Below are 23,623 nucleotides of genomic sequence, written 5' to 3'. Positions count from 1 at the left end.
GGCCGAGGGGAGCGCGAGAAATGCAGGTCTGGCCGGGCCACCGGTATCCGTTGGGGGCGACCTACGACGGGACGGGGACCAACTTCGCGATCTTCTCGGAGGTGGCCGAGGCGGTCGAACTGTGCCTCTTCGACGCCTCGGGGAACGAGCGGAAGGTCCTGCTCCACGAGCAGGACGCGTTCGTCTGGCACGCCTACCTACCCGGCGTCGAGCCCGGACAGCGCTACGGCTACCGGGTCTACGGCCCCTACGAGCCGCACCGCGGTCTCCGCTGCAACCCGCACAAGCTGCTGCTCGACCCGTACGCGCGGGCGGTCGACTCGGACATCGACTGGCACCCGTCGATGTACGCGTACGACATGAGCAACCCGGACCAGATGTCGGACCTCGACTCGGCGCCGTACATGCCCAAGGGCGTGGTGGTGAACCCGTACTTCGACTGGGGCAACGACCGGCGGCCGGACATTCCGTACCACCACTCGGTGATCTACGAGACGCACGTGAAGGGGCTGACCCAGCGGCACCCGGAGATCCCCCGGGACATGCGCGGGAGCTACTCGGCGATCGGCCACCCGGCGATCATCGAGCACCTGAAGAGCCTCGGCGTGACCGCGGTCGAGCTGATGCCGGTGCACCAGTTCGTCCACGACAACCGGCTGCACGACCTGGGCCTGCGCAACTACTGGGGTTACAACACGCTCGGCTTCTTCGCGCCGTACCACGGGTATTCGTCGACCGGCACGCTCGGCCAGCAGACCCAGGAGTTCCGGGGCATGGTCAAGGCGCTGCACGCGGCCGGGATGGAGGTCATCCTGGACGTGGTCTACAACCACACCGCCGAGGGCAACCATCTCGGGCCCACCCTGAGTCTCAAGGGCATCGACAACCGGACCTACTACCGGCTCGTCGACGACCAGCCGCAGTTCTACATGGACTACACCGGCACCGGGAACAGCCTGAACGTGCGTTCCCCGCAGAGCCTCCAGCTGATCATGGACTCGCTGCGGTACTGGGTCACCGAGATGCACGTGGACGGCTTCCGCTTCGACCTCGCCTCGACGCTGGCCCGCGAGTTCTACGACGTGGACCGGCTCTCCACCTTCTTCGAGGTGGTCCAGCAGGACCCGATCGTCGGCCAGGTGAAGCTGATCGCCGAGCCGTGGGACGTCGGCCCGGGTGGCTACCAGGTCGGCAACTTCCCGCCGAACTGGACCGAGTGGAACGGGAAGTACCGGGACACGGTCCGCGACTTCTGGCGCGGCGAGCCGGCCACCCTGGCCGAGTTCGCCAGCCGGATCACCGGCTCGGCCGACCTCTACCAGGACGACGGGCGCAAGCCGTTCCACTCGATCAACTTCGTCACCGCGCACGACGGGTTCACGCTCAACGACCTGGTGTCGTACAACGACAAGCACAACGAGGCCAACGGCGAGGAGAACCGGGACGGCGAGAGCCACAACCGCTCCTGGAACTGCGGCATCGAGGGCCCGACCACCGACGAGAAGGTGCTGGAGCTGCGCGCCAAGCAGCGCCGGAACTTCCTGGCCACGCTGATGCTCAGCCAGGGCGTGCCGATGATCTCGCACGGTGACGAGATGGGGCGGACCCAGCAGGGCAACAACAACGTGTACTGCCAGGACAACGAGATCAGCTGGATCGACTGGGAGAACGCGGACGAGCAGCTGCTGGAGTTCGCCCGCAAGCTGACCGCGTTCCGGCATCGGCACCAGGTGTTCCAGCGCCGCCGGTTCTTCACCGGCCTGCCGGTCACCGCCCGCGGTGGCGGCGACCCGCTGCCCGACCTGGAGTGGTTCACCCCGGACGGCCGGCAGATGGCCGGCGACGACTGGGGCAACGACTTCGGCCGGGCGGTCGCCCTGTTCGTCAACGGCGAGGGCATCCGCGAGCGTGGCCAGTACGGCCAGCGCCACGTCGACAGCTCGTTCCTGCTCTTCTTCAACGCGCACGACGCGCCCATCGAGTTCGCCACGCCCCCCGCCGAGTACGGGGAGAAGTGGGAGCGAGTCATCGAAACCGCCGCGCCGTCCCCGGATCGCCCGTCGGTCGTGGAGGCCGGCCACCGCATCTGGGTACCGGACCGGTCCCTCATCGTGCTCGACAGGACGGTGTGATGATCCCTAGCAGCACCTACCGAGTCCAGGTCCGCCCCGACTTCCCGCTCAAGGCCACCGCCGAGCTCGCCGATTACCTGGCCGACCTCGGCGTGAGCCACCTCTACTCGGCTCCGCTGCTCACCGCGGCGCCCGGCTCGCCGCACGGTTACGACGTCGTCGACCCGACCCGGATCAGCCCCGACCTGGGCGGCGCGGACGGCCTGCGCGGCCTCTCCGACGCGCTGCGCAAGGCCGGCCTTGGCCTGGTCCTCGACATCGTGCCGAACCACGCCGGCGTGGCCGTGCCCAAGGTCAACCCGACCTGGTGGGACGTGCTCAAGCACGGCCGCGAGTCGCGATACGCGAGCTTCTACGACATCGACTGGTCGCGCGGGCGGATCCTGCTCCCGGTGCTGGCCGACGAGCCCGACCCGCTGGAGAAGCTGACCGTCGACGGCGACGAGCTGGCCTACTTCGACAAGCGCTACCCGATCGCCGACGGGACCGGCGACGGCTCGCCCCGCGAGGTGCACGACCGGCAGCACTACGAGCTGGTCAACTGGACCCGCGGCGACTCGGAGATCAACTACCGGCGGTTCTTCGCGATCACCGACCTGGCCGCGCTGCGCGTCGAGGACCCCGAGGTGTTCGAGGCGACCCACGCCGAGATCCTGCGCTGGGTGCGCGAGGGCCTGGTGGACGGCCTGCGCGTCGACCACCCGGACGGCCTGCGCGACCCGGGCGCCTACCTGCACCGGCTGCGCGACGCCGCGCCGGAGGCCTGGCTGGTGATCGAGAAGATTCTGGAGCCGGGCGAGCAGCTGCCCCGCTGGCCGATCGCCGGCACCACCGGCTACGACGCGATGGCCGAGGTCAACGGCGTCTTCGTGGACACCGGCACGGAGGCCTTCTTCGACACCCTGGAACGCCACCTGACCGGCCACGAGGTGTCCTGGCAGAACCTCGTGCACGAGACCAAGCACCGGGTCGCCACCAAACTGTTCGCCGCCGAGCTGGCCCGGCTCACCCGGCTGGCCCCGGAGATCGACGGCGCCGAGGCGGCCCTGGCCGAGCTGGCCGCCTGCTTCCCGGTCTACCGCTCCTACCTGCCCGCCGGCGCCCGGCACCTGGCTCAGGCCCGCGCCGAGGCCGGCCGCCGCCGTCCGCAGATGATCAGCACACTGGACCGGCTCACCGCCCGGCTGCGCAACCCCGACGACGAGCTGGCGATCCGTTTCCAGCAGTACACCGGCGCGGTGATGGCCAAGGGCGTCGAGGACACCGCGTTCTACCGCTGGACCAGGTTCGCCGCCCGCAACGAGGTGGGCAACGACCCGGCGAAATTCGGCGTCTCCATCGACGAGTTCCACGACTACGCCGAGGGCCGGCAGCAGGACTGGCCGGCCACCATGACCGCGCTGAGCACCCACGACACCAAGCGTGGCGAGGACGTCCGGGCGCGGCTCGCGGTGCTGGCCGAGGTGCCCGGCGACTGGACCGAGGTGGTCCGCCGCTGGACCCGGATCGCTCCGCTCCCGGACCCGTCGCTGGCCCATCTGATCTGGCAGGTCGCGGTCGGCGCCTGGCCGATCGACAGGGACAGACTGCTTGCGTACGCGGTGAAGGCCGCCCGTGAGTCCGCCGCCGTCACCAGCTGGTACCGCCCCGACGAGGCGTTCGAGACGGCACTGCGGGAGATGGTCGACAAGATCTACGACGACCCGGCGCTGCACCGGGAGGTGACCGATTTCGCCGCCTCGATCACGCCGCCCGGCTGGGCCAACTCGCTCGGTCAGAAACTCGTGCAGCTGGCCATGCCCGGGGTGCCGGACGTCTACCAGGGCACCGAGCTGTGGGACTACTCGCTGGTCGACCCGGACAACCGGCGGCCGGTCGACTTCGCCGCCCGCCGCGAGCTGCTCGGCCGCCTCGAGGAGGGCTGGCAGCCCCCGATCGACGAGACCGGCGCGGCGAAGCTGCTGGTGGTGAGCCGTACCCTGCGGTTGCTCCGGCAGCGGCCGGAGCTGTTCAGCACGTACCGGCCGGTGTTCGCCGAGGGCCGGGTGGGCGAGCACGTGCTGGCCTTCGACCGCGGCGGCGTGGTGGTGGTGGCCACCCGGCTGCCGGTCGGATTGTCACGCCACGGCGGATGGCACGACACCACGTTGTCACTCGACGGACACAGTTGGACGGAAGTGTTCACGAACGCCAGCTACGGTGGAAATCGCCTGGCCGTTGCCGAGCTGCTGCACACCTATCCCGTCGCTCTTCTGGTGAAAGAGTGAGATGACGACCTTCGAGGTATGGGCGCCGGAGAAGTCGCCCAAGCTGCGCCTGGACGATCACGAACATCCGATGGAGCCGGGCGACGGTGGCTGGTGGCGCCTCGACGTGCCGTCGGCCGGCCCGGGCACCGACTACTCCTACGTGCTGCCCGATTTCGACACCCCGGTGCCGGACCCGCGGTCGGCCTGGCAGCCGCAGGGCGTGCACGGGCCCAGCCGGGTCTACGACCACGGCGCCTTCGGCTGGACCGATCAGGCGTGGACCGGGCGGCAGCTGCCCGGCTCGGTGCTCTACGAGCTGCACATCGGCACGTTCACCCCGGACGGCACGTTCGACGCCGCCATCGAGCGCCTCGATCACCTGGTCGAGCTCGGTGTCGACCTGGTCGAGCTGCTCCCGGTGAACGCGTTCAACGGCGAGCACAACTGGGGTTACGACGGGGTCTGCTGGTTCGCGCCGCACGAGGCGTACGGCGGGCCGGACGGCCTGAAACGGTTCGTCGACGCGGCCCACCGCAAGGGTCTGGGGGTGGTGCTCGACGTCGTCTACAACCACTTCGGCCCCTCCGGCGCGTACGCCCCGATGTTCGCGCCCTACCTCTCCACCGGCTCGAACTCGTGGGGCAGCTCGCTCAACCTGGACGGCCCGGACTCCGGCGAGGTCCGGCGCTACATCGCCGACTCGGTGCTGATGTGGCTGCGCGACTACCACGTCGACGGCCTGCGGCTGGACGCCGTGCACGCGCTGCACGACGAGGGCGCCGTGCACCTGCTGGAGCAGCTCGCGGTCGAGGTCGAGTCGCTCTCCACGGCGCTGCGCCGCCCGCTGTCGCTGATCGCCGAGTCGGACCTGAACGATCCGAAACTGATCACCCCGCGCGAGGCCGGTGGCTACGGCCTGCACGCGCAGTGGGACGACGACGTGCACCACGCGCTGCACACCCTGCTCACCGGGGAGCGGCAGGGCTATTACGGCGACTTCGGCTCGCTGGACTGCCTGCGCACCGTCCTCGAGGGCGCGTTCTTCCACGCCGGGACCTGGTCGTCGTTCCGCGGCCGGCGGCACGGGCGCCCGGTCGACCGGCAGCGTACCCCCGGACACCGGTTCGTCGCCTTCCTGCAGAACCACGACCAGATCGGCAACCGCGCGGTCGGCGACCGCCTCACCGCGACCCTCTCGCCCGGCCTGCTCAAGGTCGCGGCCACCCTGCTGCTCACCTCGCCGTTCACCCCGATGCTGTTCATGGGCGAGGAGTGGGCGGCCAGCAGCCCGTGGCAGTTCTTCACCAGCCACCCCGAGCCGGACCTGGCGGCCGCCGTGCAGAACGGCCGGCGGCGCGAGTTCGCCCGGCACGGCTGGGCCGAGGCCGAGGTCCCCGACCCGCAGGACCCGGCCACCTTCGAGCGCTCCAAGCTGGACTGGGCCGAGCTGGGCAAGCCCGGCCACGCCGAGATGCTGGCGCTCTACAAGAAACTGATCCGTCTCCGCCGCGAGACCCCCGACCTCACCGACCCCTGGCTCTCCCAGGTCGAGGTGTGGCACGGCGACCAGTTCGTGGTGATCCGCCGAGGCCGCCACGCGGTCGCCGCCAACCTGGCCGACGCCCCCCAGACGGTGAGCCTGCGAGCCGTCCCGTCCGCCGTCCTGCTCGCCACCGCCGAAGGCGTCGTGCTGGAACGCGACCGAGTGGTCCTCCCACCCGAAAGCGCCGTCGTGGTCCGAACCTCCCGCTGACCCCTCCTTCGCGTTTCCGCCTGACCGCTTCGTCCCGCCGCGTCGTCCGCGGCGGGACGTCGTCGACCGACCACGTGAGCACGTTCTTCCCGGCTCACCCACGGCTGCCGCCCGGGTTCTCCGTGCCCGGCCACAGATCTGCCGGGCCCGGTCACCGCCGCCGCCCGTGGTCCGTGCGGTCAGTCGCGGTCTGCGTGCCAGGCCACGGGTCCGTGGGTCCCGGCGGCCGCCGCCGCTAGCGGTCCGTGGTCGGTCGCGGTGTGGGTGCCAGGCCACGGGGTCTGTGGTTCCGGGTCGCGGCCGCCGCTCGCGGTCCGCTCCTTCGATGGCGTGCGGCCCGCGGTCCCGGTAGCGGCCGAGCGGATGCCCAGGGCGGTGCTGGTTCCCGATACGCCGATCGTGTGCTCACACCGCCCCATCCCGGTTCTCCGCCTGATGCTCACCACGGTTGTCCCGCCCTGGATCAGTCCCGGCAGCGCGGGCCAAGAACCCGGGCTGGTGCCCATAGCCCTATTCCGTCCCCGAATAGGGCTATGGGCGCCAGCCGTGATCGTCGGGCTGGTGTTCAGGGCCCTATCTCGGGTGCGGTTAGGGCCGTCAGGGCCAGCCGGGTTTGTTGGGCTGGTGTTCAGGGCCCTATCTCGGGTGCGGTTAGGGCCGTCAGGGCCAGCCGGGTTTGTTGGGCTGGTGTTCAGGGCCCTATCCCGGGTGCGGTTAGGGCCGTCAGGGCCAGCCGTGTTTGTTGGGCTGGTGTTCAGGGCCCTATCCCGGGTGCGGTTAGGGCCGTCAGGGCCAGCCGTGTTTGTTGGGCTGGCGTTCAGGGCCCTATCTCAGGCCGGGTTAGGTGTTCTGCTCACGGACGTTGGTAACGGGGCTGACTTGCTGAAATAGGTGAGGACCTCCGGGTGAGGTGGAGCTTGTCGAAGGTTCCACACCACACCCGGGAGGTCCTCGTGCCCCACGCTAACGCTCCGTTGACCGAACGCGGCCGATTGAGGCTGGCCCGGTGCGTCGTCGATGACGGCTGGTCGCTACGGCGGGCCGCGGATCGGTTCCAGGTCAGCCCGACGACAGCGAAACGCTGGGCCGACCGCTACCAGAGCGAGGGCGCCGCCGGCATGCGCGATCGGCCCAGCCGGCCGCGTCACAGTCCCCGCCGCACACCCCGGCCGATCGAACGACGAGTGTTGCATCTACGTCGCAGCCAGCGCCTGGGCCCGGTCCGGATCGGTTGGCGACTCGGCTTGCCCGCCTCGACCTGCCACGCGATCCTGCGCCGGGCCGGTGCTGTACCCCTGACGCATCTGGACCGGGCCACCGCCGAACCGGTCCGCCGCTACGAACACGAAGCGCCCGGCGATCTGATCCACGTCGACGTCAAGAAACTCGGCAACATCCCCGACGGCGGCGGCTGGCGCACCCAAGGCCGCGCCCAGGGCAAACTCAACCGCACCGCCACGACCGGGCACCGCACCGACAGGTTCGGCGGCGCCCGGCTCGGCTACGCCTACCTGCACACCGCCCTCGACGACCATTCCCGCCTGGCCTACACCGAAATCCTGGCCGACGAAACGAAAGAGACCGCCACCGCCTTCTGGCGACGCGCCCACACCTGGTTCGCCGGCCACGGCATCAGCATCGCCCGGGTACTGACCGACAACGGCTCCTGCTACATCTCCCGCCTCTGGCGCGAGACCTGCGCCGAGCTGGGCGTCACCGTGAAAAAGACGCGTCCTTACCGGCCGCAGACCAACGGCAAAGTGGAACGCTTCCACCGCACACTGGCCGATGAATGGGCCTACTCCAAGCCATACACCAGCGAAAACGCCCGCCGCAAAGCCCTACCCCGTTTCCTGCACACCTACAATCACCACCGCTACCACTCCGCCATCGGCGGCTCACCCGCCAGCCGCGTTCCTAACCTCTCTGGGCAGAACAGTTAGGGCCGCCAGGGCCAGCCGCGATTGTCGGGCTGGTGTTCAGGGCCCTATCGCAGGTCCGGTTAGGGCCGCCAGGGCCAGCCGGGATTGCGTGGGGCGGGGCAGTTGCGGGCTCGGGGGCTGCCGGCGTACCGGAAGTTGGACTGTGGGTCGGTGAGTGGGCGGCGGGCCGGGACCAGGGTCCGGACCGGATCTGACTGGATCATCGGCCGACCGTGACCCGGCGGCCGGGGCCGTGACCAGCAAGCCCGCGTGCCTGGCGCGCGAACGTAACGAGCTACCAGTCGGCAGCCGGCGGGCGGAGTCAGCCGCAGGGGTGTCGAGCGGCTTGGCCCGATCTCGCGTCTGCCTTGGGAGCTGAGGGCCAGCCGGAGATCAACCCCCGGGCTGGCTCCCAGCGCCCTATTCGGGCATGGGATAGGGCGGTGGAGGCCAGCCGGGGGTTGATCTCCGGAACCAGCCGCGGACAGTGAAGAGGGCGGCGATTGGTTTGGACGCGCCAGCGGCCAGATCGCCGCCCTCGGCCCGCGCGGGAGCATGCGGTCCGTACCCCGGCGGACGCGCGTCGATGAAGAATTTGATCTTGAATGGGGTTTTCCTTCGGTGACTGGGCGCGCTTGAGTTCATCCGGCACCATGTGCCGGTGGAAAACGTGCCGGATGATCCCCAGGAGCCCGAGAAGAAGGAGCCCTGGTATCACAACTGTGACTGCAATCCGGGGTGTGACCTGCCGGATTGCGACGTTCCCGGCTGTGATTGCGATGTGCCCGGATGTGACCTGTTCCGGCTCAGCACGTTGTTGACGATCGTGGCGTTGCTCGGGCACCGGCCGACCGCGCGGCCGGCTGAGCGGATGGTGACCGGCGCGATCCGTGGTTATCGGAAGGTCTCTCCGAAACTGCCGACCCGGTGTCGGTACCGGCCCACGTGCAGTGCATACGCATTGGCGGCGATCGAAAGGTATGGGCTGCGGAAAGGGCTCGGGCTGGCGGCGGCGCGGCTCCGCAGGTGTGGTCCGCGAGTCCCGTTCGGTACCGGGGACCCCGTTCCGTGACGTGATGGTGCACGATGGCCCGACCGGGAACAGTGGGGAGGGCCGATGGGGGAGAGTTCGACGGAGGGGACGCCGCTGGGTGACAGCGCGTCGAACGGGGACGCTTCGCGCCGCGGCCCCGACGTCCCGCGGGTGCCCGCGGAGCCGGCGAAACGGGATGCCGCCAGCCGGCTCAGCGACGCGCTGCGCGGGGACCTTCCGCCGCAGTTGAAGCGGGTCTGGCCGCTGAAGCGGCGGACCACCGTGGAGGACATCGCGGCGCGCGACATCGCGGTGCAGGAGGCGGTCGACGAGGGGCGGTTGCCGCCGCAGACCGAGCCGGTGCCGCTGGAGCAGCCGGAGGTGCTGCCGGATCGGCCGGAGCGGTTCAACATGGCGGCGTTGCGGCTGGCCGGGCTGGGGCTCGGGCTGGTGCTGGCGATCGGGCTGACCATGGTGCGGCTGTTCGTGGGCGGGCCGCCGTCGGTGGACGAGCTGCGTGCGCAGTCCGGGGTCGACTCGTGGACCACGCTGGCCATCGGGGTCAAGGACGATCAGTACGGGACGGCCTACTTCGACCCGGCGACCAAGATCTGGTCGGGGTTCGACATCGACGTGGCGTACATGATCGCGGAGGATCTCGGGTTCCGGCGGGACGAGGTCAAGTTCTACGGGATGGAGTCCGAGGACCGGGCCCGGATGCAGGCCGACGACCAGAACGGGAATCGGGTGCCGGTGCAGCTGGTGATCGCCAGTTACAGCATCACGCCCAAGCGCATCGCCGACGGCGTGAACTTCTCACAGTCCTATCTGTACACCGAGCAGTCGGTGATGACGCTGGCCGGGCACAAGCCGGTCGCCTCGCTGAACGAGTTCAAGGACAAGAAGGTCTGCACGCTGTCCACCTCGACGAGCGCGGTCGCCCCGACGAATGCCGGCGCCGAGCTGGTGTCGAAGAACCGGGTGCGGGAGTGCTTCGCGATGCTGGATCGGCACCAGGTCGACGCGGTGACCACGGACGCCGCGATCCTCGCCGGGTGGAAAGCGAAATTCCCGGAAAAGTATGACCACTGGGACCTCGGGCTGGACGCGACCGAGCGATGGGGCGTGAACGCGGGGGACAATCCGGCGCTGAAGAAGCTGGTCGACCTCACGCTGTGGCGGTCCTACGCGGACCCGCACGACGACCGGTGGGAGAAGGCCTTCGAGCGGAACTTCCAGACCGAGGTGCCGGCGAACGGGAAGGTGCCGATCGCGATCGCCCAGCAGCCCCGGGTCACCCGCCCCGACGTGCGGGAACTCCCCTGGGAGGACCTGCTGAAGTGACCGACGTCTTCATGAAGGGCCCGGTGATCGCGCCGCGCCGCCGGCGGTCGCAGCTGAACTGGCTGCTCACCGTCCTGCCCGCGTTCCCGCTGATGTTGCTGGTGCTGCGGCTGTGGTATCTGAGCCGGCAGGACCTGCCGACCATGCTGCTGCTGGTCCAGTACATCAGTCCGCTCGGCATGATCAGCGCCCTGTTCATCACGCTGACCTGGGCGGTCCCGGCAGTGATCCTGGCCACCCGGGTGCTCGGCGGGATCCTGCTGGTGAGCAAGCCGGAGGACGCGGGACGGTCGGTGATCGCGGTGGCCGCGCTGCGGATGCCGGACTGGGTGGTGCTGATCGCGGTGCTGATCGCCGGCTTCACCTGGCAGCTGCGGATGCTGCCCACACTGGAGATGCTGGTCGTCGCGGTGCTCGGGCTGACCGCGGTGCAGCGGCTGCGGGCCGGCCGCGGGGTGATGCTCTGGATCACGATCGGCGTCCCGGTGCTGGTCGGCCTGCTCACCTGGATCTTCGTCTGGCCGGGAGTGGTCACCGCGCTCGCGGAGGGTGAGCACGGCACCGCGCTGCTGCTCGCCGTGCCGCCGTTGCTCGGCCCGCTGCTCACCGGCCCGGTCCCGGCCCGCTGGGCGCGACTGGTCACCCACTGGCCGGCGATCGGCGCCGCGATGTCCCTGCCGATCGTGGTCGGCGTGGTCTTCCTGCGCGCACCGGTGCTGCCCAGCAGCGCCGTCGAGGTGGGACCGGAGGGTGGACCGGTCCGCGAGGTGGTGCGCGGTCAGCTGATTTCGGTCGACGACACCTCGACGACCATGCTGGACGGCGTCGGCGAGGTGCGGTTCATCCCCAACAACGAGGTACGGTCGAAGACACTCTGCCCCGAGCCGGTGCGACCGCCGGAGAGTGCCGTGGAGGTCCGCGGCTGGCCGGTCGAGACATCGGCGCTGGAGTGGATAGCACCGACACGGAAGGTGACCGAAATCGATCCTCGATGTCTGGGGCGGCCCCATGGCCAGGCCTGAGTGTATTTTCGTGGAGGACATGTGCGACATGCCGCCCACCACGTGCAGACAGCCAGCCATCGACCTGGCAGGCTGCACGCCATGACCTTGCACCTGCGGTGGGCGGCCGTCACCGACCAAGGACACGTCCGGAGCAACAACGAGGACTGTCACTACGCCGGTGATCGGCTTCTCGTCGTCGCGGACGGCATGGGCGGCATGGCCGCCGGGGATCTGGCCAGCCGGATCACCGTGGAGTCCATGGTCTCGCTCGACGCCCCGATCGACACCGAACATCAGATGGACGCGCTGCACCAGGCGCTGGAACTGGCAAACCGGCGGATCGCCGAGACGGTCGCCGCCGACCCCTCGTTGCAGGGGATGGGCACCACGCTGACCGCCGTGCTGTTCAACGGCGAGCGCGCCGCCATGGCGCACGTCGGCGACTCCCGGGCCTACCTGCTCCGCGACGGGCGGCTCAACCAGCTCACCAAGGACGACACGTACGTTCAGATGCTGGTCGACCAGGGCCTGATCAAGCCCGAGGAGGCGGCCGGCCACCCCCGCCGCGCGGTCGTCACCCGGGTGTTGCAGGGCGAGCCGGTCAGTCCGGCGTACGTGATCGTCGAGCCGCAGAGTGGCGACCGGTGGCTGCTGTGCAGCGACGGTCTCACCGGTGTGGTGACGGATGCGACCATCGAGGAAGAGATGCGGATCGTCCCCGACCCCAAGGCGTGCGCCGAGAGACTCGTCGATCTCGCGCTGCGCGGCGGGGGACCGGACAACGTCACGGTTGTCATCGCCGACGTGACCGACGGGGTCTGACCCGGTATTTTCATCCGGCCGTGGATCATGACCGCGGCCCGGACACTGGTGGTGATCACGACGGCGCGCTTGATCGGGACTCTGGCGCTCGCCCTCGCGGTGGTCGCGGTCGGTGAGCTCGTGGGTGCGCCCCGGCTCTACACCGACACCGCGCAACTCGCCGCGGGCGCGATCGCGGCCTGGGCCTGCCTGGTCGCGGCGCGTCGCCGCACCGGCATCCCGCGCAACTGGCGATGGCTCGCGGCCGGTGGCCTGACCGCCTGGTCCGCGGTCCGGCTCTGGTGGGTGGTCCAGGACCTCACCGGACCGGACCGGTCCACCGACCCGACGATCTTCGACATCGGGTTCGTGGTGCTGCCCGCCTGCATGCTGATCGGCCTGCTCGGGGTGACCCGGACCCGGCCCCGGCCGATACCCACCTCGCCGCGGCGCGACCAGATCGCGCTGCTCATCGACAGCGTGCTGATCACCGGCTCGGTGCTGGCGCTGGGCTGGTCCTCGTCCTTCCTCAGCCCGGTCACCGAGTGGGACTCGCTGACCTGGTGGACGGCCGCCTACCCGATCGCCGACCTGGTGCTGGTCACCATGGTGGTGCTGCTGCTGACCACCCGGCCCGACTCGCCCGCCGGGCGGCGGCCGCTGGCGCTGGTCGGGGCCGGGCTGCTGGCCTTCGGGGTGGCGGACACCATGCGGCTGTTCGCGCTCGGCCCGGTCTGGCTGGAGGTCGCCGGGCACCTGCTCGGTCCGGCCTGCATCGCGCTCGCCGCGCTCAGCCCACCGCGCCCGGCGCCGCCGCCGGTGGACGTGACGGCGTTGCCACGGGACTGGTTCCACCTGCTGCTGCCCTACGTGCCGGTGCTGGTGACCGGGGTGGTGCTGCTGGCTCGCACGGCGACCGGGCATCCGCTCACGTCGTTCCAGGCCTACCTCGGCTGGCTCGGCCTGGGCCTGGTGGTGACCCGGCAGATGATCACGATTCTGGACAACACGGTGCTGCTCGGGCGGGTGGCCGAGACGCAGCGGCGGCTGCACCATCAGGCGTACCACGATCCGCTGACCGGGCTGGCGAACCGGGCCCTCTTCCGGGAGCGCCTGGTGCTCGCGCTCGACTCGAACCGGCACCGGGGGACGCCGGTGGCGGTGATCTTCGCGGATCTGGACGACTTCAAGCTGATCAACGACACCTACGGGCACGCCATGGGTGACCGGGTGCTGCACGCGATCGGGGAGCGGCTGCGCGCCTCGGTGCGGCCGCAGGATCTGGTGGCGCGGCTCGGTGGGGACGAGTTCGCGGTGGTTCTCGATCAGAGCGACGCGGCGGTTTCACCGCCTGCGCCCGGTCCGCGCGGGGGTGCGGTCTCCGCGCTGCGGCGGGTGGTCGGCCGGCAGCGACGGTACGTGCTGTCCGCCGCCGGGGTCCGGGTCACCGACGATGTGCGTACGGCTGGGCGCTGGCCTCGAGGGAAGGCTCGTCCGGCGGCTCCGCGGTCTCCGTTGCGCCGGCGGACGGACTTCCTCGGGGGTGCCGTGCCGTCCGCTGCCGGGTTCGTTCCGGCGCCACGGTCGGCCTCGCCGTCCGTCAGCGATCATTCGTCCGGCGTGGTCGCGCCGGGGGCTGCCGCTTCGGCGGTCCATGGCCTTCCGCCCGGTGCGGCCGGTGTGCCTGCCGCGGGATACCCGGGGGTGCCGGGATCGCCGGCGCCGGGTTCGGCGGTTCCAGCGGTGCCGGGGTCGGCGGGGTCGGATGCGGCGCTGTCCGCGGTGTCTGGTTCGGCGGGGTCGGATGCGGCGCTGTCCGCGGTGTCCGGGTCGGCGGGATCGGATGCGGCTCTGTCCGCGGTGTCCGGCTCGGCGGGGTCGGATGCGGCGCTGTCTGCGGTGTCCGGGTCGGCGGTGGCGGGGCCGGCCGTTTCCGCGGCGGCCGGTTCGGTGGCGGCGGATCCGGCGGTTCCCGCGGTCGTGGCCTCATTCGACGAGCGGGAGTGGGTGGCCGAGGCGGAGGGGGTCGGACAGCGGGTGCTGGCCGCGCTCCGCGAGCCTTATCTGATCGACGGCCGTTCGGTCAGCGTCGGCGCCAGCATCGGCCTGGTCACCGCCGAGCCGGGCGACCAGCTCTCCGCCGACCTGCTGCTGCGCCGGGCCGACGCCGCGATGTACGCGGTCAAGCGCCGCGGCAAGGGCGCCCTGATCCGGTACACCGGCCCGGTCCACGGCCCGAACGCCGACCTCCCGCGGCTGCTGGCCGGCGCGCTCACCGGCGGCAGCCCGGCCGCGGCCGGCTTCGAGGTGCACTACCAGCCGATCGTCCGGCTCAGCGACCGCACGACCGTGGCCGTCGAGGCCCTCGCCCGCTGGACCGACCCGGTCGCCGGGCCGGTCCACCCCGACGTCTTCGTCACCATGGCCGAGCGCACCGGCCTGGTCGCCGCGATCGACGACTTCGTGCTGAACCAGGCCTGCGCCGACGCCCACGCGCTCGCCGAACGTTACGGCCGCCCGATCGACGTGCACGTCAACGTCTCCGCCGGCCGCCTCGGCCAGCAGGGTCTGGAGGACGCCGTCGACGGCGCCCTGACCCGGCACGCGATGCCCCCGGAACGCCTGGTCGTCGAGATCACCGAGACCCTCCGCATCCCGGACCTGCCCCGCGCCGCCGCGGTGGTCGAACGCCTCCGCGCCCGCGGCGTCCGGGTCGCCCTGGACGATTTCGGCAGTGGGTACAACGCGCTCGCCCAGTTGCACGGCCTCCCGGTCGACACGGTGAAACTGGACTCGACCCTGACCGACGTCGACACGGCGCCGGACCGGGCCGGTGAGCTGTGCCGCTCCGTCCTGGTGATCTGCGCCGACCTGGGAATCACGGTGGTCGGCGAGGGCATCGAGACCGAGGAGCGGGCGGCGGCGCTGGACGGTCTCGGATGCCCGCTGGGTCAGGGATACCTGTTCGGTCCACCGGCCCGTCTGACCGAGCTGAACCGCCCGCCCGCCTGACGCCCCGTGGTGGGCCGGCTGAGTGACCGGTCGCCCGGTCAGGGGCGGCGGGCGAAGACATGGGTCAGGGCCGCGACGCCGCGGTACGGATCGGTGGAGCCGGCGCGCGTCTCGCAGTCGAGGATGCGATGGAGTTCGGCGGCACTGGGCAGGGGCGCGTCGTCGGCCGCGGTGTCGGTGAAGACGCGGACGCCGTGCCAGGCGAACACCTCGAGACCGCGGCCGGCCAGGGCCGCGGTCAGGTCGGCCAGGCGGTCGGCGCGGGCCGCCACGCCCAGGCGATTCCCGTACGCCGTCGAGTCGAACGCCTCCAGCGCGGTCGCCCAGTCGCCGAGCAGGCCGGGGCGCATCGCCAAGCCGTCTCCGTTGCGGACCAGCAGCGACAGCGTGCCGCCGGGCGCCAGCATCCGGGCCAGGTCGGTGAGCAGCGGCCCCGGCTCGGCGAAATACATCAGCAGGCCGTGGCAGAGCACCACGTCGAAGCAGCCCGGCGAGAACGTCCCGGCGAGCCGGCTCGCGTCCGCCCGGACCACCCGCACCCGGTCGCGGACCCGGGCCGGCTCGCGCTCCAGCGAACGGTTGAGCTCCGCCAGCATCTCCTCGGAGGAGTCCAGGGCGGTGACCTCGAATCCGAGGCGGGCCAGCCGCAACGCCTGACTGCCCTGCCCGCAGCCGACGTCGAGGACGCGTAGCCCGTCCGGTCTCAGATGGTCGGCGAGCTGCCGGGCGACCACCTCCTGGCGCACCACCTGGCGCAGTGTGCCGAGCTGGGCCAGCCAGGTCTTCTCTCCGGGGGTGAAGGTGTTCGTCATGGTGTTCTCCTTGATGGTCGGAGGGTCAGCGGGCGCGGGGGTTGGCGCGGCGGGTGGGAACGGCGGTCAACGGGTCCTCGGGCCAGGGGTGGCGTGGGTAGCGACCCCGCATCTCGGCTCGGACCTGCGGATAGCCCTGCTGCCAGAACGACGCGAGATCGCTGGTGACCGCCACCGGGCGACCGGCCGGGGAGAGCAGGTGCAGCAGGACCGGGATGCGTCCGTCGGCCAGCCGGGGGGCGTCCCGCCAGCCGAACGCCTCCTGCACCTTCACCGCGAGCACCGGCGCAGCCGGGTCGGTGTAGTCGAGCCGGATCTGCGAGCCGCTCGGCACCGGTAGTCGCTCCGGGGCGACCTCGTCGAGCCGGCCCGCCACCGACCAGGGCAGCAGCCGGCGCAGGGCCGAGGCGACGTCGATTTTCGACAGGTCGGCGCGGCGGCGGGCGGAACCGAGGTCGAGCCACTCCTCGGCGTGGTCGAGCAGGGCGGTGTCGGACACGTCCGGCCAGGGGGCGCCGAGCGCCGCGTGCGCGAACGCCAGCCGGGCCCGCAGCTCCTCGGCGGCCCGGCTCCAGGTGAGCAGGCCGAGGCCGGTGGTGCGCAGGCCGGTCAGCAGGGCCTCGCGCAGGGCGGCCGGATCCGGGTCGGTCAACCGGACGCTGGACAGCGTGATCGCCCCGAGCCGCTGCACCCGGCGGCCCACCACGTCGCCGTCGATCCAGCCGATCTCGGTCTCCTCGCGGAGCAGCGTGCCGGCCACCTCCCGCGCGGTCTCCTCGTCGAGCGGAGCCGCGCTGCGGATCCGGGCGGTGCGCGCCCCCGGTGCCCGGTCGGCGGCGGCCACCGCCAGCCACGGTGTCCCGGCCAGGGAACTCGTCTGCGGCAGCTCGGCGGCGGTGCCGCCGGCCATCAGGTAGGCGTGGCCACCGGGCTCCCGGGCCAGCGCCACTCGCTCGGGATAGGCGAGCCCCACGACGAGCCCGGTCGCCAGGTCATCCGGAATCCGAGCCGGGCTGCCGGTCGTGCCCGCCCGCCCGGCGGCCGCGAAGGTGCCGACGGAGGGGGCGGGGGAAGGGGCTGCGGATGGGGCGGGTGTCGGGGGCTCGGCGGCGGCGGTCAGGCGGCGTACCTCGGCTCGCCAAGCTGGATCGGCGGCGGTCCGGGCGCGGCGGACGGCCGCGACCAGGTCGTCTCCCGCTGATCGGGGGTCGTCGAAGACGGCGATGATCTCCGCGGCTCGGCGGGCGCCGACCAGGGCGGCCCCGTCGAGCAGCGCCCGCGCCAGCCGCGGATGCAGGCCCGCCCCGGCGAGCGCCCGGCCCCGGGCGGTGACCTTGCCCGCGTCGTCGAGCGCGCCGAGGTCGTGCAGTGTCGACGCCGCCGCGCGCAGCGCGCCCGGCGGCGGGGGATCGGGGAGCATCAGGCCGCTGCCGTCCGGATCGCCCCACAGGGCCAGGTCGAGCGCGAAGCCGGTCAGGTCGGCCGCCGCGATCTCCGGCTCCGGCTGGGCGGGCAGCCGCTCGTGCTGCGCCTCGGCCCAGCACCGGTAGGCCCGGCCGGGCGCCTCGCGGCCGGCCCGACCGGCTCGCTGCACCGCGGACGAGCGGGACACCGGGACGGTCGCCAGCGCGCCCAGGCCCCGCGCGTGATCCATCCGGGGCACCCGGCTCAGGCCGCAGTCGACCACCGAGCGCACCCCGGGCACGGTCAGGCTGCTCTCCGCGATCGCGGTGGCCAGCACCACCCGGCGGCGCGGCCCGGGCCGCAACGCGGCGTCCTGGGTCGCACCGGACTGGCGGCCGTGCAGCGTCAGCACCTCGGCGTCCACCCCGCGGAGCCGGGCGGCGACGGTCTCGATCTCCCGGGCGCCGGGCAGGAAGACCAGCACGTCACCCTCACCCTCGGCGAGCGCGCGGCGAGTGGTGGCGGCGACGTGGTCGAGCAGTTTCGGATCGACGCGCAGGCCGTGCGGGGGCGCGACCGGGCCGGGCGGCGGTGTCCAGTGCGTCTCGACCGGAAAGGTGCGAGCGTACGCCGTGAGCACCGGCCCGCCGAGCACCTCGGCCAGGCGCTCCGCGTCGGCGGTGGCCGAGGTCGCCAGCAACCGAAGCTCGGGACGCAGCACCCCGCGCACCTCGACGAGGAAGGCGAGGGCGAGGTCGGAGTCGAGGTGGCGCTCGTGGCACTCGTCGAGGACCACCGTGCTCGTCCCGGAAAGCTCCTGATCCCGCTGCAAGCGGCGGACCAGCAACCCGGTGGTGACGACCTCGACGACGGTGCGCCCGGAGACGCGGCGCTCGCCGCGCACCGCATAACCCACCCGCTCACCGACCGGCTCGCCGAGCAGCGCGGCCATCCGGCGGGCGGCGGCCCGCGCCGCGACCCGGCGCGGCTCGGCGACGATGACGCGACCGGCGCCGGGTGCGCCGGCCAGGGCGAGCGGGACCAGCGTGGTCTTGCCGGTGCCCGGGGGCGCGACCAGCACCGCCGCGCCGGACTCGGCCAGCGTGGCGGTCACCTCCGGCAGCAGGTCGCGGACCGGGAGATCGGGGAGGGCGTCGGCGGGGATCAGCACGCGCTCAGTCTTGCCGATCCCACCGACAACTTCCTCCACGCCTGTGGACAGCCGGCGGTTGTCCACAGGCTCGCCGATCGGCCGTGTTTCCGTCAGAGGTTCGTGGCAGGGTGGCCCTGTTAATTCTTCGCACCGCCGGTGCACGGGGCGAAGTCCGCCTGCTTGACTGATCGACATCGAAGAGGGGGTGAGGCGATGAGCGAGCTCGCGAGCGAGTCACCGAGCACGGCCGGTGGCGCGACCGGCGCGGTGGACGCGTTCAACGCGCTGCCGGCCGAGCGCCTGCGGGAGCAGTTGCTCGCCTGCCTGGCCGTGCCGGCCTGGGGCGCCGGGATCGCCGCCAAGCGGCCGTTCCCCGACCGGGCCGCCGTCGTCGCCGCGGCCGACGCCGCGTCCCGCGCGCTGACCTGGGACGAGGTGGTGCAGGGCCTGTCCGCGCACCCGCGGATCGGGGAGCGCGCGGCCGGTGCCTCGCGGGAGGCGGCCTGGTCCCGCGCCGAGCAGTCGGCCGCGGCGCGCAGCGCCGACGACGCGACACGGGCCGCGCTGATCGAGGCCAACCGGGAGTATGAGGAGCGGTTCGGCCACGTGTTCCTGATCTTCGCGAGCGGCCGCAGCCAGGCCGAGATCCTGGCGGCCGCGCGCGAGCGGCTGGGCAACGACGAGGCCACCGAGCGGGCGATCGTCGCCGACGAGCTTCGCAAGATCGCCGGGCTGCGGCTGGAGCGGGTGCTCGATGCCCTCTGACGGCACCACCGCCGAGTTCCACGCGCGGATCTCCACACACATCCTGGACACCGTCACCGGCGATCCGGCCCGGGACGTCTACGTGCGGCTGGAGCGCCGCGACGCGGACGGCTGGCGGACCATCGCCGAGGGCCGCACCGACGACGACGGCCGCCTGCGTTATCAGGTGCCGGTCCGCGACTGGCAGGCCGGTGGTTACCGGCTGCTCTTCTACGTCGAGCCCTACCTCGGCAAGGAGTGTTTCTTCCCGGAGATCACGGTCGCCTTCCACGTCCACGACCCGGAGCGTCATTACCACGTGCCGCTGCTGCTCAGCCGGTACGGCTACACCACCTATCGAGGGAGCTGAACTCGTTGGCGATCGTGCTCGGACCGAATCGTTACGGCAAGGCGGAGACCCGGCTGGTCCGGGTGCACCGGGACGGTGACACGCACGGCCTGGTGGACCTCAACGTCAGCATCGCCCTGTCCGGCGACCTGTCGGCCACCCACCTGACCGGCGACAACTCCGGCGTGCTGCCGACCGACACGATGAAGAACACCGTGTACGCGTTCGCCAAGCAGCACGGCGTCGGCGAGCCGGAGGAGTTCGCCCTGCTCCTGGCCCGGCATTTCGTGCGCACCCAGGGCCAGGTCGACTCGGCGCGGGTGAGTGTGGAGTCCTTCGGGTGGGACCGGCTCGGCCCGCACTCGTTCCAGAGACGCGGCGACCACACCCGCACCACCGTGGTCACGGTGACCCGGGACGCCACCCAGGTCGTCTCCGGCATCACCGGCCTGGTGCTGATGAACACCACGGCGTCGGAGTTCCACGGTTTCGTGCGGGATCGGTACACCACGCTGCCGGAGACCACCGACCGGATCCTGGCCACCGCGGTGGACGCGAAATGGCGGCATCTGAGCGACGAGGCCGACTGGGGCAAGTCGTTCCAGGGCGCCGTGGACGCGATGACCACCGCGTTCGTGAACACGTACAGCTTCTCGTTGCAGCAGACGCTGATGTCGATGGGCACCCTGGTGCTCTCCGGCCGCCCGGAGATCGCCGAGATCCGGCTGACGCTGCCGAACAAGCACCACTACCTGGTCGATCTCTCCGTCTTTAACCTGGAGAACGAGAACGAGGTGTTCATCGCGGGCGATCGGCCCTACGGACTGATCGAGGGGACCGTGACCCGCGACGACGTGCCCCCGGCGACGACGGAGTGGTACCTGTGATCGTCATCGAGAACGCCACGATCGCGACTGTCGACGCGGAGGGCAGGGAGTATGCCGACGGCCACGTCGTGGTCGGCGACGACGGCCGGATCGCCGCGGTCGGACTCGGCAGAGCCGACATCTCCGGAGAAGCAACCCGGGTCGACGGGAAGCACCATCTGGTCACGCCGGGGCTGGTCAACACCCATCACCACCTGTACCAGTGGGCGACCAGGGGCCTGGCGCTGGACGAGACCCTGTTCGGCTGGCTGACCACCCTCTACCCGATCTGGGGCCGTCTCGACGCGGAGATCGTCGGCGCCGCGGCCGGGGCCGGCCTGGGCTGGCTGGCCCTCTCCGGCTGCACCACCAGCATGGACCACCACTACGTCTTCCCTCGCGACGGCGGCGACGTCCTCGAGGCGGAGATCGAGGCCGCACGCACGATCGGTGTCCGCTTCCACCCGACCCGCGGCTCGATGGACCTGAGCCGCAAGGACGGCGGCCTCCCGCCGGACCACGTGGTCGAGGACACCGACGAGGCGCTCGCCGCCACCGAGGCCGCGATCGACCGCTGGCACGACCCGTCGGCGGACGCGATGCTCCAGATCGCGGTCGCCCCCTGCTCGCCGTTCTCGGTCACCACCCGGCTGATGGAGGAGGCCGCGGTGCTGGCCCGGCGGCGTGGCGTGCGATTGCACACCCACCTCGCCGAGACCGACGACGAGGAGGAGTTCTGCCGCAAGCAGTTCAACTGCACCCCGGTCGAGTACGCGGAGCGGGTCGGCTGGCTCGGCGACGACGTGTGGCTGGCGCACGGCGTGCACCTGGACGACTCGGCGATCGCCAAGCTCGGCGCCACCGGGACCGGGGTGGCGCACTGCCCGAGTTCCAACGCCCGGCTCGGCGCGGGCATGGCCCGGGTGCGTGAGCTGGTCGACCACGGTGTCCCGGTCGGGCTGGGCGTCGACGGCGCGGCGTCGCAGGAGGTCTCGCACCTCGGCGCCGAGCTGCGCCAGGCGCTGTACACGGCACGCCAGCGCGGCGGGCCGGCGGCGATGGACGCCCGGGAGGCGCTGCGGCTCGGCACCATCGGCGGCGCCCGCTGCCTCGGCCGGCAGGACGACCTCGGGTCGATCGAGGTGGGCAAACTGGCCGACCTGGTCATGTGGGACCTGGGCGGGCTCGGGCACGACGGGATCGACGACAAGGTGGCCGCTCTGGTCTTCGGCCCGCCGGCCCGGGTCGGACTGTCGCTGGTGGGTGGCAGACCGGTGGTCGAGCGCGGCGAGTTGGTCAACGCCGACGAGGAGACGTTGACCGCGGCGGCGCGGCGGGCCCATCGTCGGCTGATGGCAGCGGAGCGTCAGTGATTGATGTCCATCGCGTAACCACCACATATCAAGTGTGATCTTCTTGGCTCTCCTGGCCACTGACGCGGGCCGGGACCACCACTACGCTACGCGGGAGTAACCACACCGAGAGGAGCCGTCAACGATGACCGAGATCCTGTCCGATGAGGCTGTGGCGTTCGTCGCCGATCTGAACCGGCGGTTCCGGCCGCGCCGGAACGAGCTCCTTGAGGCGCGCGCCGCCCGGCGGGCCGAGATCGCCGCGGGAGCCAGCCTCGGCTTCCTGGCGGAGACCGCCGACATCCGCGCCGCCGAATGGTCCGCCCCGCCGGCGCCCGCCGACCTCCAGGACCGCCGCGTCGAGATCACCGGCCCGACCGAGCGCAAGATGACCATCAACGCGCTCAACTCGGGCGCCAAGGTGTGGCTGGCCGACCTGGAGGACGCCAACACCCCGCACTGGTCCAATGTGGTCGACGGCCAGCAGAACCTGTACGACGCGATCCGGCGGACCATCTCGCTGGAGACCGAGAAGAAGACGTATGAGCTCAACGGTGGGCCGTACCCGACCATCGTGATGCGCCCGCGCGGCTGGCACCTCGACGAGCGGCACCTGCCGGTGGACGGGGAGCCGGCCGTCGGTGCCCTGGTCGACTTCGGCCTCTACTTCTTCCACAACGCCAAGGAGCTGCTCGAGCGCGGTTCCGGGCCGTACTTCTACCTGCCCAAGATGGAGTCGCACAAGGAAGCCGCGCTCTGGAACGACGTCTTCACGTACGCCCAGGAGCAGCTCGGCATCCCGGTCGGCACGATCCGCGCCACCGTGCTGATCGAGACCATCCCGGCCGCGTTCGAGATGGAGGAGATCCTCTACGCGCTGCGCCCGCACATCTCGGGCCTGAACGCCGGCCGCTGGGACTACCTGTTCAGCATCATCAAGTACTTCCGCGACAACCCGCGGATGATCCTGCCGGACCGCGCCGCCGTGACGATGACCGCGCCGTTCATGCGCGCCTACTCCGAGCTGCTGGTCTCCACCTGCCACCGGCGCGGCGCGTTCGCGATGGGTGGCATGGCCGCGTTCATCCCGAGCCGGCGTGACCCGCAGGTCAACGAGATCGCCCTGGCCAAGGTGAACGAGGACAAGGAGCGCGAGGCCGGCGACGGCTTCGACGGCTCCTGGGTGGCCCACCCCGACCTGGTCCCGGTCTGCCAGGCGATCTTCGACCGGGTGCTCGGCGACAAGCCGAACCAGCTGTCCAAGCTGCGCCCCGACGTCGCCGTCGACGCCCGTGACCTGCTCGACGTCGCGGCGCTGGACGCCCAGGTGACCGAGGCCGGCCTGCGCAACAACGTCAACGTGGCGCTGCAGTACCTGGAGGCGTGGCTGCGCGGGAACGGCGCGGTCGCGATCCACAACCTGATGGAGGACGCCGCCACCGCGGAGATCTCCCGCTCGCAGATCTGGCAGTGGATCCACAACGGGGTCAAGCTGCCCGACGGCACCCCGATCACCGCCGAGCTGGTCGCCCGGATCGAGGACGAGGAACTGGCGAAAATCACCGCGGCGGCCGGTGAAGGCGGTCGCTTCGAGGATGCCCGCAAGCTATTCGAGCGGGTCGCCCTCGCCGACGACTTCGCCGACTTCCTCACCACCGCGGCCTACGACGCGATCGACTGAGACCGCGTCCCT

16 protein-coding genes are annotated in these 23,623 nt (G+C 71.5%); 14 read left to right on the top strand and 2 right to left on the bottom strand.

Annotated elements, in window-relative coordinates:
* The first annotated feature begins 20 nt into the window (after window positions 1-20).
* The 9 genes from glgX (at window position 21) to Aiant_RS11810 (ending at window position 15,250) form a co-directional block, all read left to right on the top strand.
* On the top strand, window positions 21-2,132 hold the full coding sequence (glgX, locus tag Aiant_RS11850) for a glycogen debranching protein GlgX (RefSeq protein WP_189335220.1): 2,112 nt from the start codon (window positions 21-23) through the stop codon (window positions 2,130-2,132).
* Entirely contained in the window at window positions 2,132-4,399 is a 2,268-nt protein-coding gene (gene treY, locus Aiant_RS11845; RefSeq protein WP_189335219.1) for a malto-oligosyltrehalose synthase, read from the top strand. The genes glgX and treY overlap by 1 nt, the downstream gene beginning before the upstream one ends.
* 1 nt (window position 4,400) lies before the next feature.
* Window positions 4,401-6,134: a malto-oligosyltrehalose trehalohydrolase gene (treZ, locus tag Aiant_RS11840; RefSeq protein WP_189335218.1), complete on the top strand. Its 1,734-nt coding sequence runs from the start codon at window positions 4,401-4,403 to the stop codon at window positions 6,132-6,134.
* A 953-nt stretch (window positions 6,135-7,087) separates the two neighbouring features.
* A complete protein-coding gene (locus Aiant_RS11835; protein WP_212846959.1) occupies window positions 7,088-8,077 on the top strand; it encodes an IS481 family transposase in 990 nt (329 codons plus the stop codon).
* Window positions 8,078-8,927: 850 nt separating this feature from the next.
* Window positions 8,928-9,128: a membrane protein insertion efficiency factor YidD gene (gene yidD, locus Aiant_RS11830; RefSeq protein ID WP_189333480.1), complete on the top strand. Its 201-nt coding sequence runs from the start codon at window positions 8,928-8,930 to the stop codon at window positions 9,126-9,128.
* 45 nt (window positions 9,129-9,173) lie between these two features.
* Window positions 9,174-10,433 carry a transporter substrate-binding domain-containing protein gene (locus Aiant_RS11825; protein ID WP_189333156.1) on the top strand — a complete coding sequence of 420 codons (1,260 nt, stop codon included), beginning with the start codon at window positions 9,174-9,176 and terminating at the stop codon, window positions 10,431-10,433.
* Window positions 10,430-11,455 (top strand): hypothetical protein, encoded by a 1,026-nt coding sequence (locus Aiant_RS11820; protein ID WP_189333157.1) that lies wholly within the window; start codon window positions 10,430-10,432, stop codon window positions 11,453-11,455. The genes Aiant_RS11825 and Aiant_RS11820 overlap by 4 nt, the downstream gene beginning before the upstream one ends.
* Before the next feature lie 81 nt (window positions 11,456-11,536).
* Window positions 11,537-12,259 (top strand): PP2C family protein-serine/threonine phosphatase, encoded by a 723-nt coding sequence (locus tag Aiant_RS11815; protein ID WP_189333158.1) that lies wholly within the window; start codon window positions 11,537-11,539, stop codon window positions 12,257-12,259.
* A 69-nt stretch (window positions 12,260-12,328) separates the two neighbouring features.
* Window positions 12,329-15,250, top strand: a complete 2,922-nt coding sequence (locus tag Aiant_RS11810; protein WP_306415836.1) for an EAL domain-containing protein — start codon at window positions 12,329-12,331, stop codon at window positions 15,248-15,250.
* A gap of 38 nt (window positions 15,251-15,288) precedes the next feature.
* Here the strand turns inward: Aiant_RS11810 and Aiant_RS11805 are convergent, their stop codons facing one another.
* Together Aiant_RS11805 and hrpB are read right to left on the bottom strand one after the other, a co-directional pair.
* On the bottom strand, window positions 15,289-16,062 hold the full coding sequence (locus Aiant_RS11805) for a methyltransferase domain-containing protein (protein WP_189333160.1): 774 nt from the start codon (window positions 16,060-16,062) through the stop codon (window positions 15,289-15,291).
* A 25-nt stretch (window positions 16,063-16,087) separates the two neighbouring features.
* The gene (gene hrpB, locus Aiant_RS11800; protein ID WP_189333481.1) at window positions 16,088-18,631 is read right to left on the bottom strand and encodes an ATP-dependent helicase HrpB; all 2,544 of its coding nucleotides are present in this window, start codon (window positions 18,629-18,631) and stop codon (window positions 16,088-16,090) included.
* A 201-nt stretch (window positions 18,632-18,832) separates the two neighbouring features.
* On the opposite strand from hrpB, the gene uraD reads away from it, so the two are divergent.
* The 5 genes from uraD (at window position 18,833) to aceB (ending at window position 23,611) form a co-directional block, all read left to right on the top strand.
* Window positions 18,833-19,384 (top strand): 2-oxo-4-hydroxy-4-carboxy-5-ureidoimidazoline decarboxylase, encoded by a 552-nt coding sequence (uraD, locus tag Aiant_RS11795; RefSeq protein ID WP_189333161.1) that lies wholly within the window; start codon window positions 18,833-18,835, stop codon window positions 19,382-19,384.
* Window positions 19,374-19,733 carry a hydroxyisourate hydrolase gene (gene uraH / locus Aiant_RS11790; protein WP_189333162.1) on the top strand — a complete coding sequence of 120 codons (360 nt, stop codon included), beginning with the start codon at window positions 19,374-19,376 and terminating at the stop codon, window positions 19,731-19,733. Before uraD ends, uraH begins: the two co-directional genes overlap by 11 nt.
* A gap of 14 nt (window positions 19,734-19,747) precedes the next feature.
* Window positions 19,748-20,599 carry a factor-independent urate hydroxylase gene (gene pucL, locus Aiant_RS11785; RefSeq protein WP_229830733.1) on the top strand — a complete coding sequence of 284 codons (852 nt, stop codon included), beginning with the start codon at window positions 19,748-19,750 and terminating at the stop codon, window positions 20,597-20,599.
* The gene (locus Aiant_RS11780; protein ID WP_189333164.1) at window positions 20,596-21,951 is read left to right on the top strand and encodes an 8-oxoguanine deaminase; all 1,356 of its coding nucleotides are present in this window, start codon (window positions 20,596-20,598) and stop codon (window positions 21,949-21,951) included. Before pucL ends, Aiant_RS11780 begins: the two co-directional genes overlap by 4 nt.
* Window positions 21,952-22,075: 124 nt before the next feature.
* A complete protein-coding gene (gene aceB / locus Aiant_RS11775; protein ID WP_189333165.1) occupies window positions 22,076-23,611 on the top strand; it encodes a malate synthase A in 1,536 nt (511 codons plus the stop codon).
* Window positions 23,612-23,623 lie beyond the last annotated feature (12 nt).

It is taken from the genome of Actinoplanes ianthinogenes, assembly GCF_018324205.1.
Taxonomy (GTDB): domain Bacteria; phylum Actinomycetota; class Actinomycetes; order Mycobacteriales; family Micromonosporaceae; genus Actinoplanes; species Actinoplanes ianthinogenes.
This window is presented reverse-complemented; position numbering and strand designations above follow the sequence as displayed.

What these genes read in the sequence shown, in the direction of transcription:
- glgX (WP_189335220.1), top strand. Translation starts at nt 21, where the DNA reads ATGCAGGTCTGGCCGGGCCACCGGTATCCGTTGGGGGCGACCTACGAC.
- treY (WP_189335219.1), top strand. Translation starts at nt 2,132, where the DNA reads ATGATCCCTAGCAGCACCTACCGAGTCCAGGTCCGCCCCGACTTCCCG.
- treZ (WP_189335218.1), top strand. Translation starts at nt 4,401, where the DNA reads ATGACGACCTTCGAGGTATGGGCGCCGGAGAAGTCGCCCAAGCTGCGC.
- yidD (WP_189333480.1), top strand. Translation starts at nt 8,928, where the DNA reads ATGGTGACCGGCGCGATCCGTGGTTATCGGAAGGTCTCTCCGAAACTG.
- Aiant_RS11825 (WP_189333156.1), top strand. Translation starts at nt 9,174, where the DNA reads ATGGGGGAGAGTTCGACGGAGGGGACGCCGCTGGGTGACAGCGCGTCG.
- Aiant_RS11815 (WP_189333158.1), top strand. Translation starts at nt 11,537, where the DNA reads ATGACCTTGCACCTGCGGTGGGCGGCCGTCACCGACCAAGGACACGTC.
- Aiant_RS11805 (WP_189333160.1), bottom strand. Translation starts at nt 16,062, where the DNA reads ATGACGAACACCTTCACCCCCGGAGAGAAGACCTGGCTGGCCCAGCTC.
- uraD (WP_189333161.1), top strand. Translation starts at nt 18,833, where the DNA reads ATGAGCGAGCTCGCGAGCGAGTCACCGAGCACGGCCGGTGGCGCGACC.
- uraH (WP_189333162.1), top strand. Translation starts at nt 19,374, where the DNA reads ATGCCCTCTGACGGCACCACCGCCGAGTTCCACGCGCGGATCTCCACA.
- aceB (WP_189333165.1), top strand. Translation starts at nt 22,076, where the DNA reads ATGACCGAGATCCTGTCCGATGAGGCTGTGGCGTTCGTCGCCGATCTG.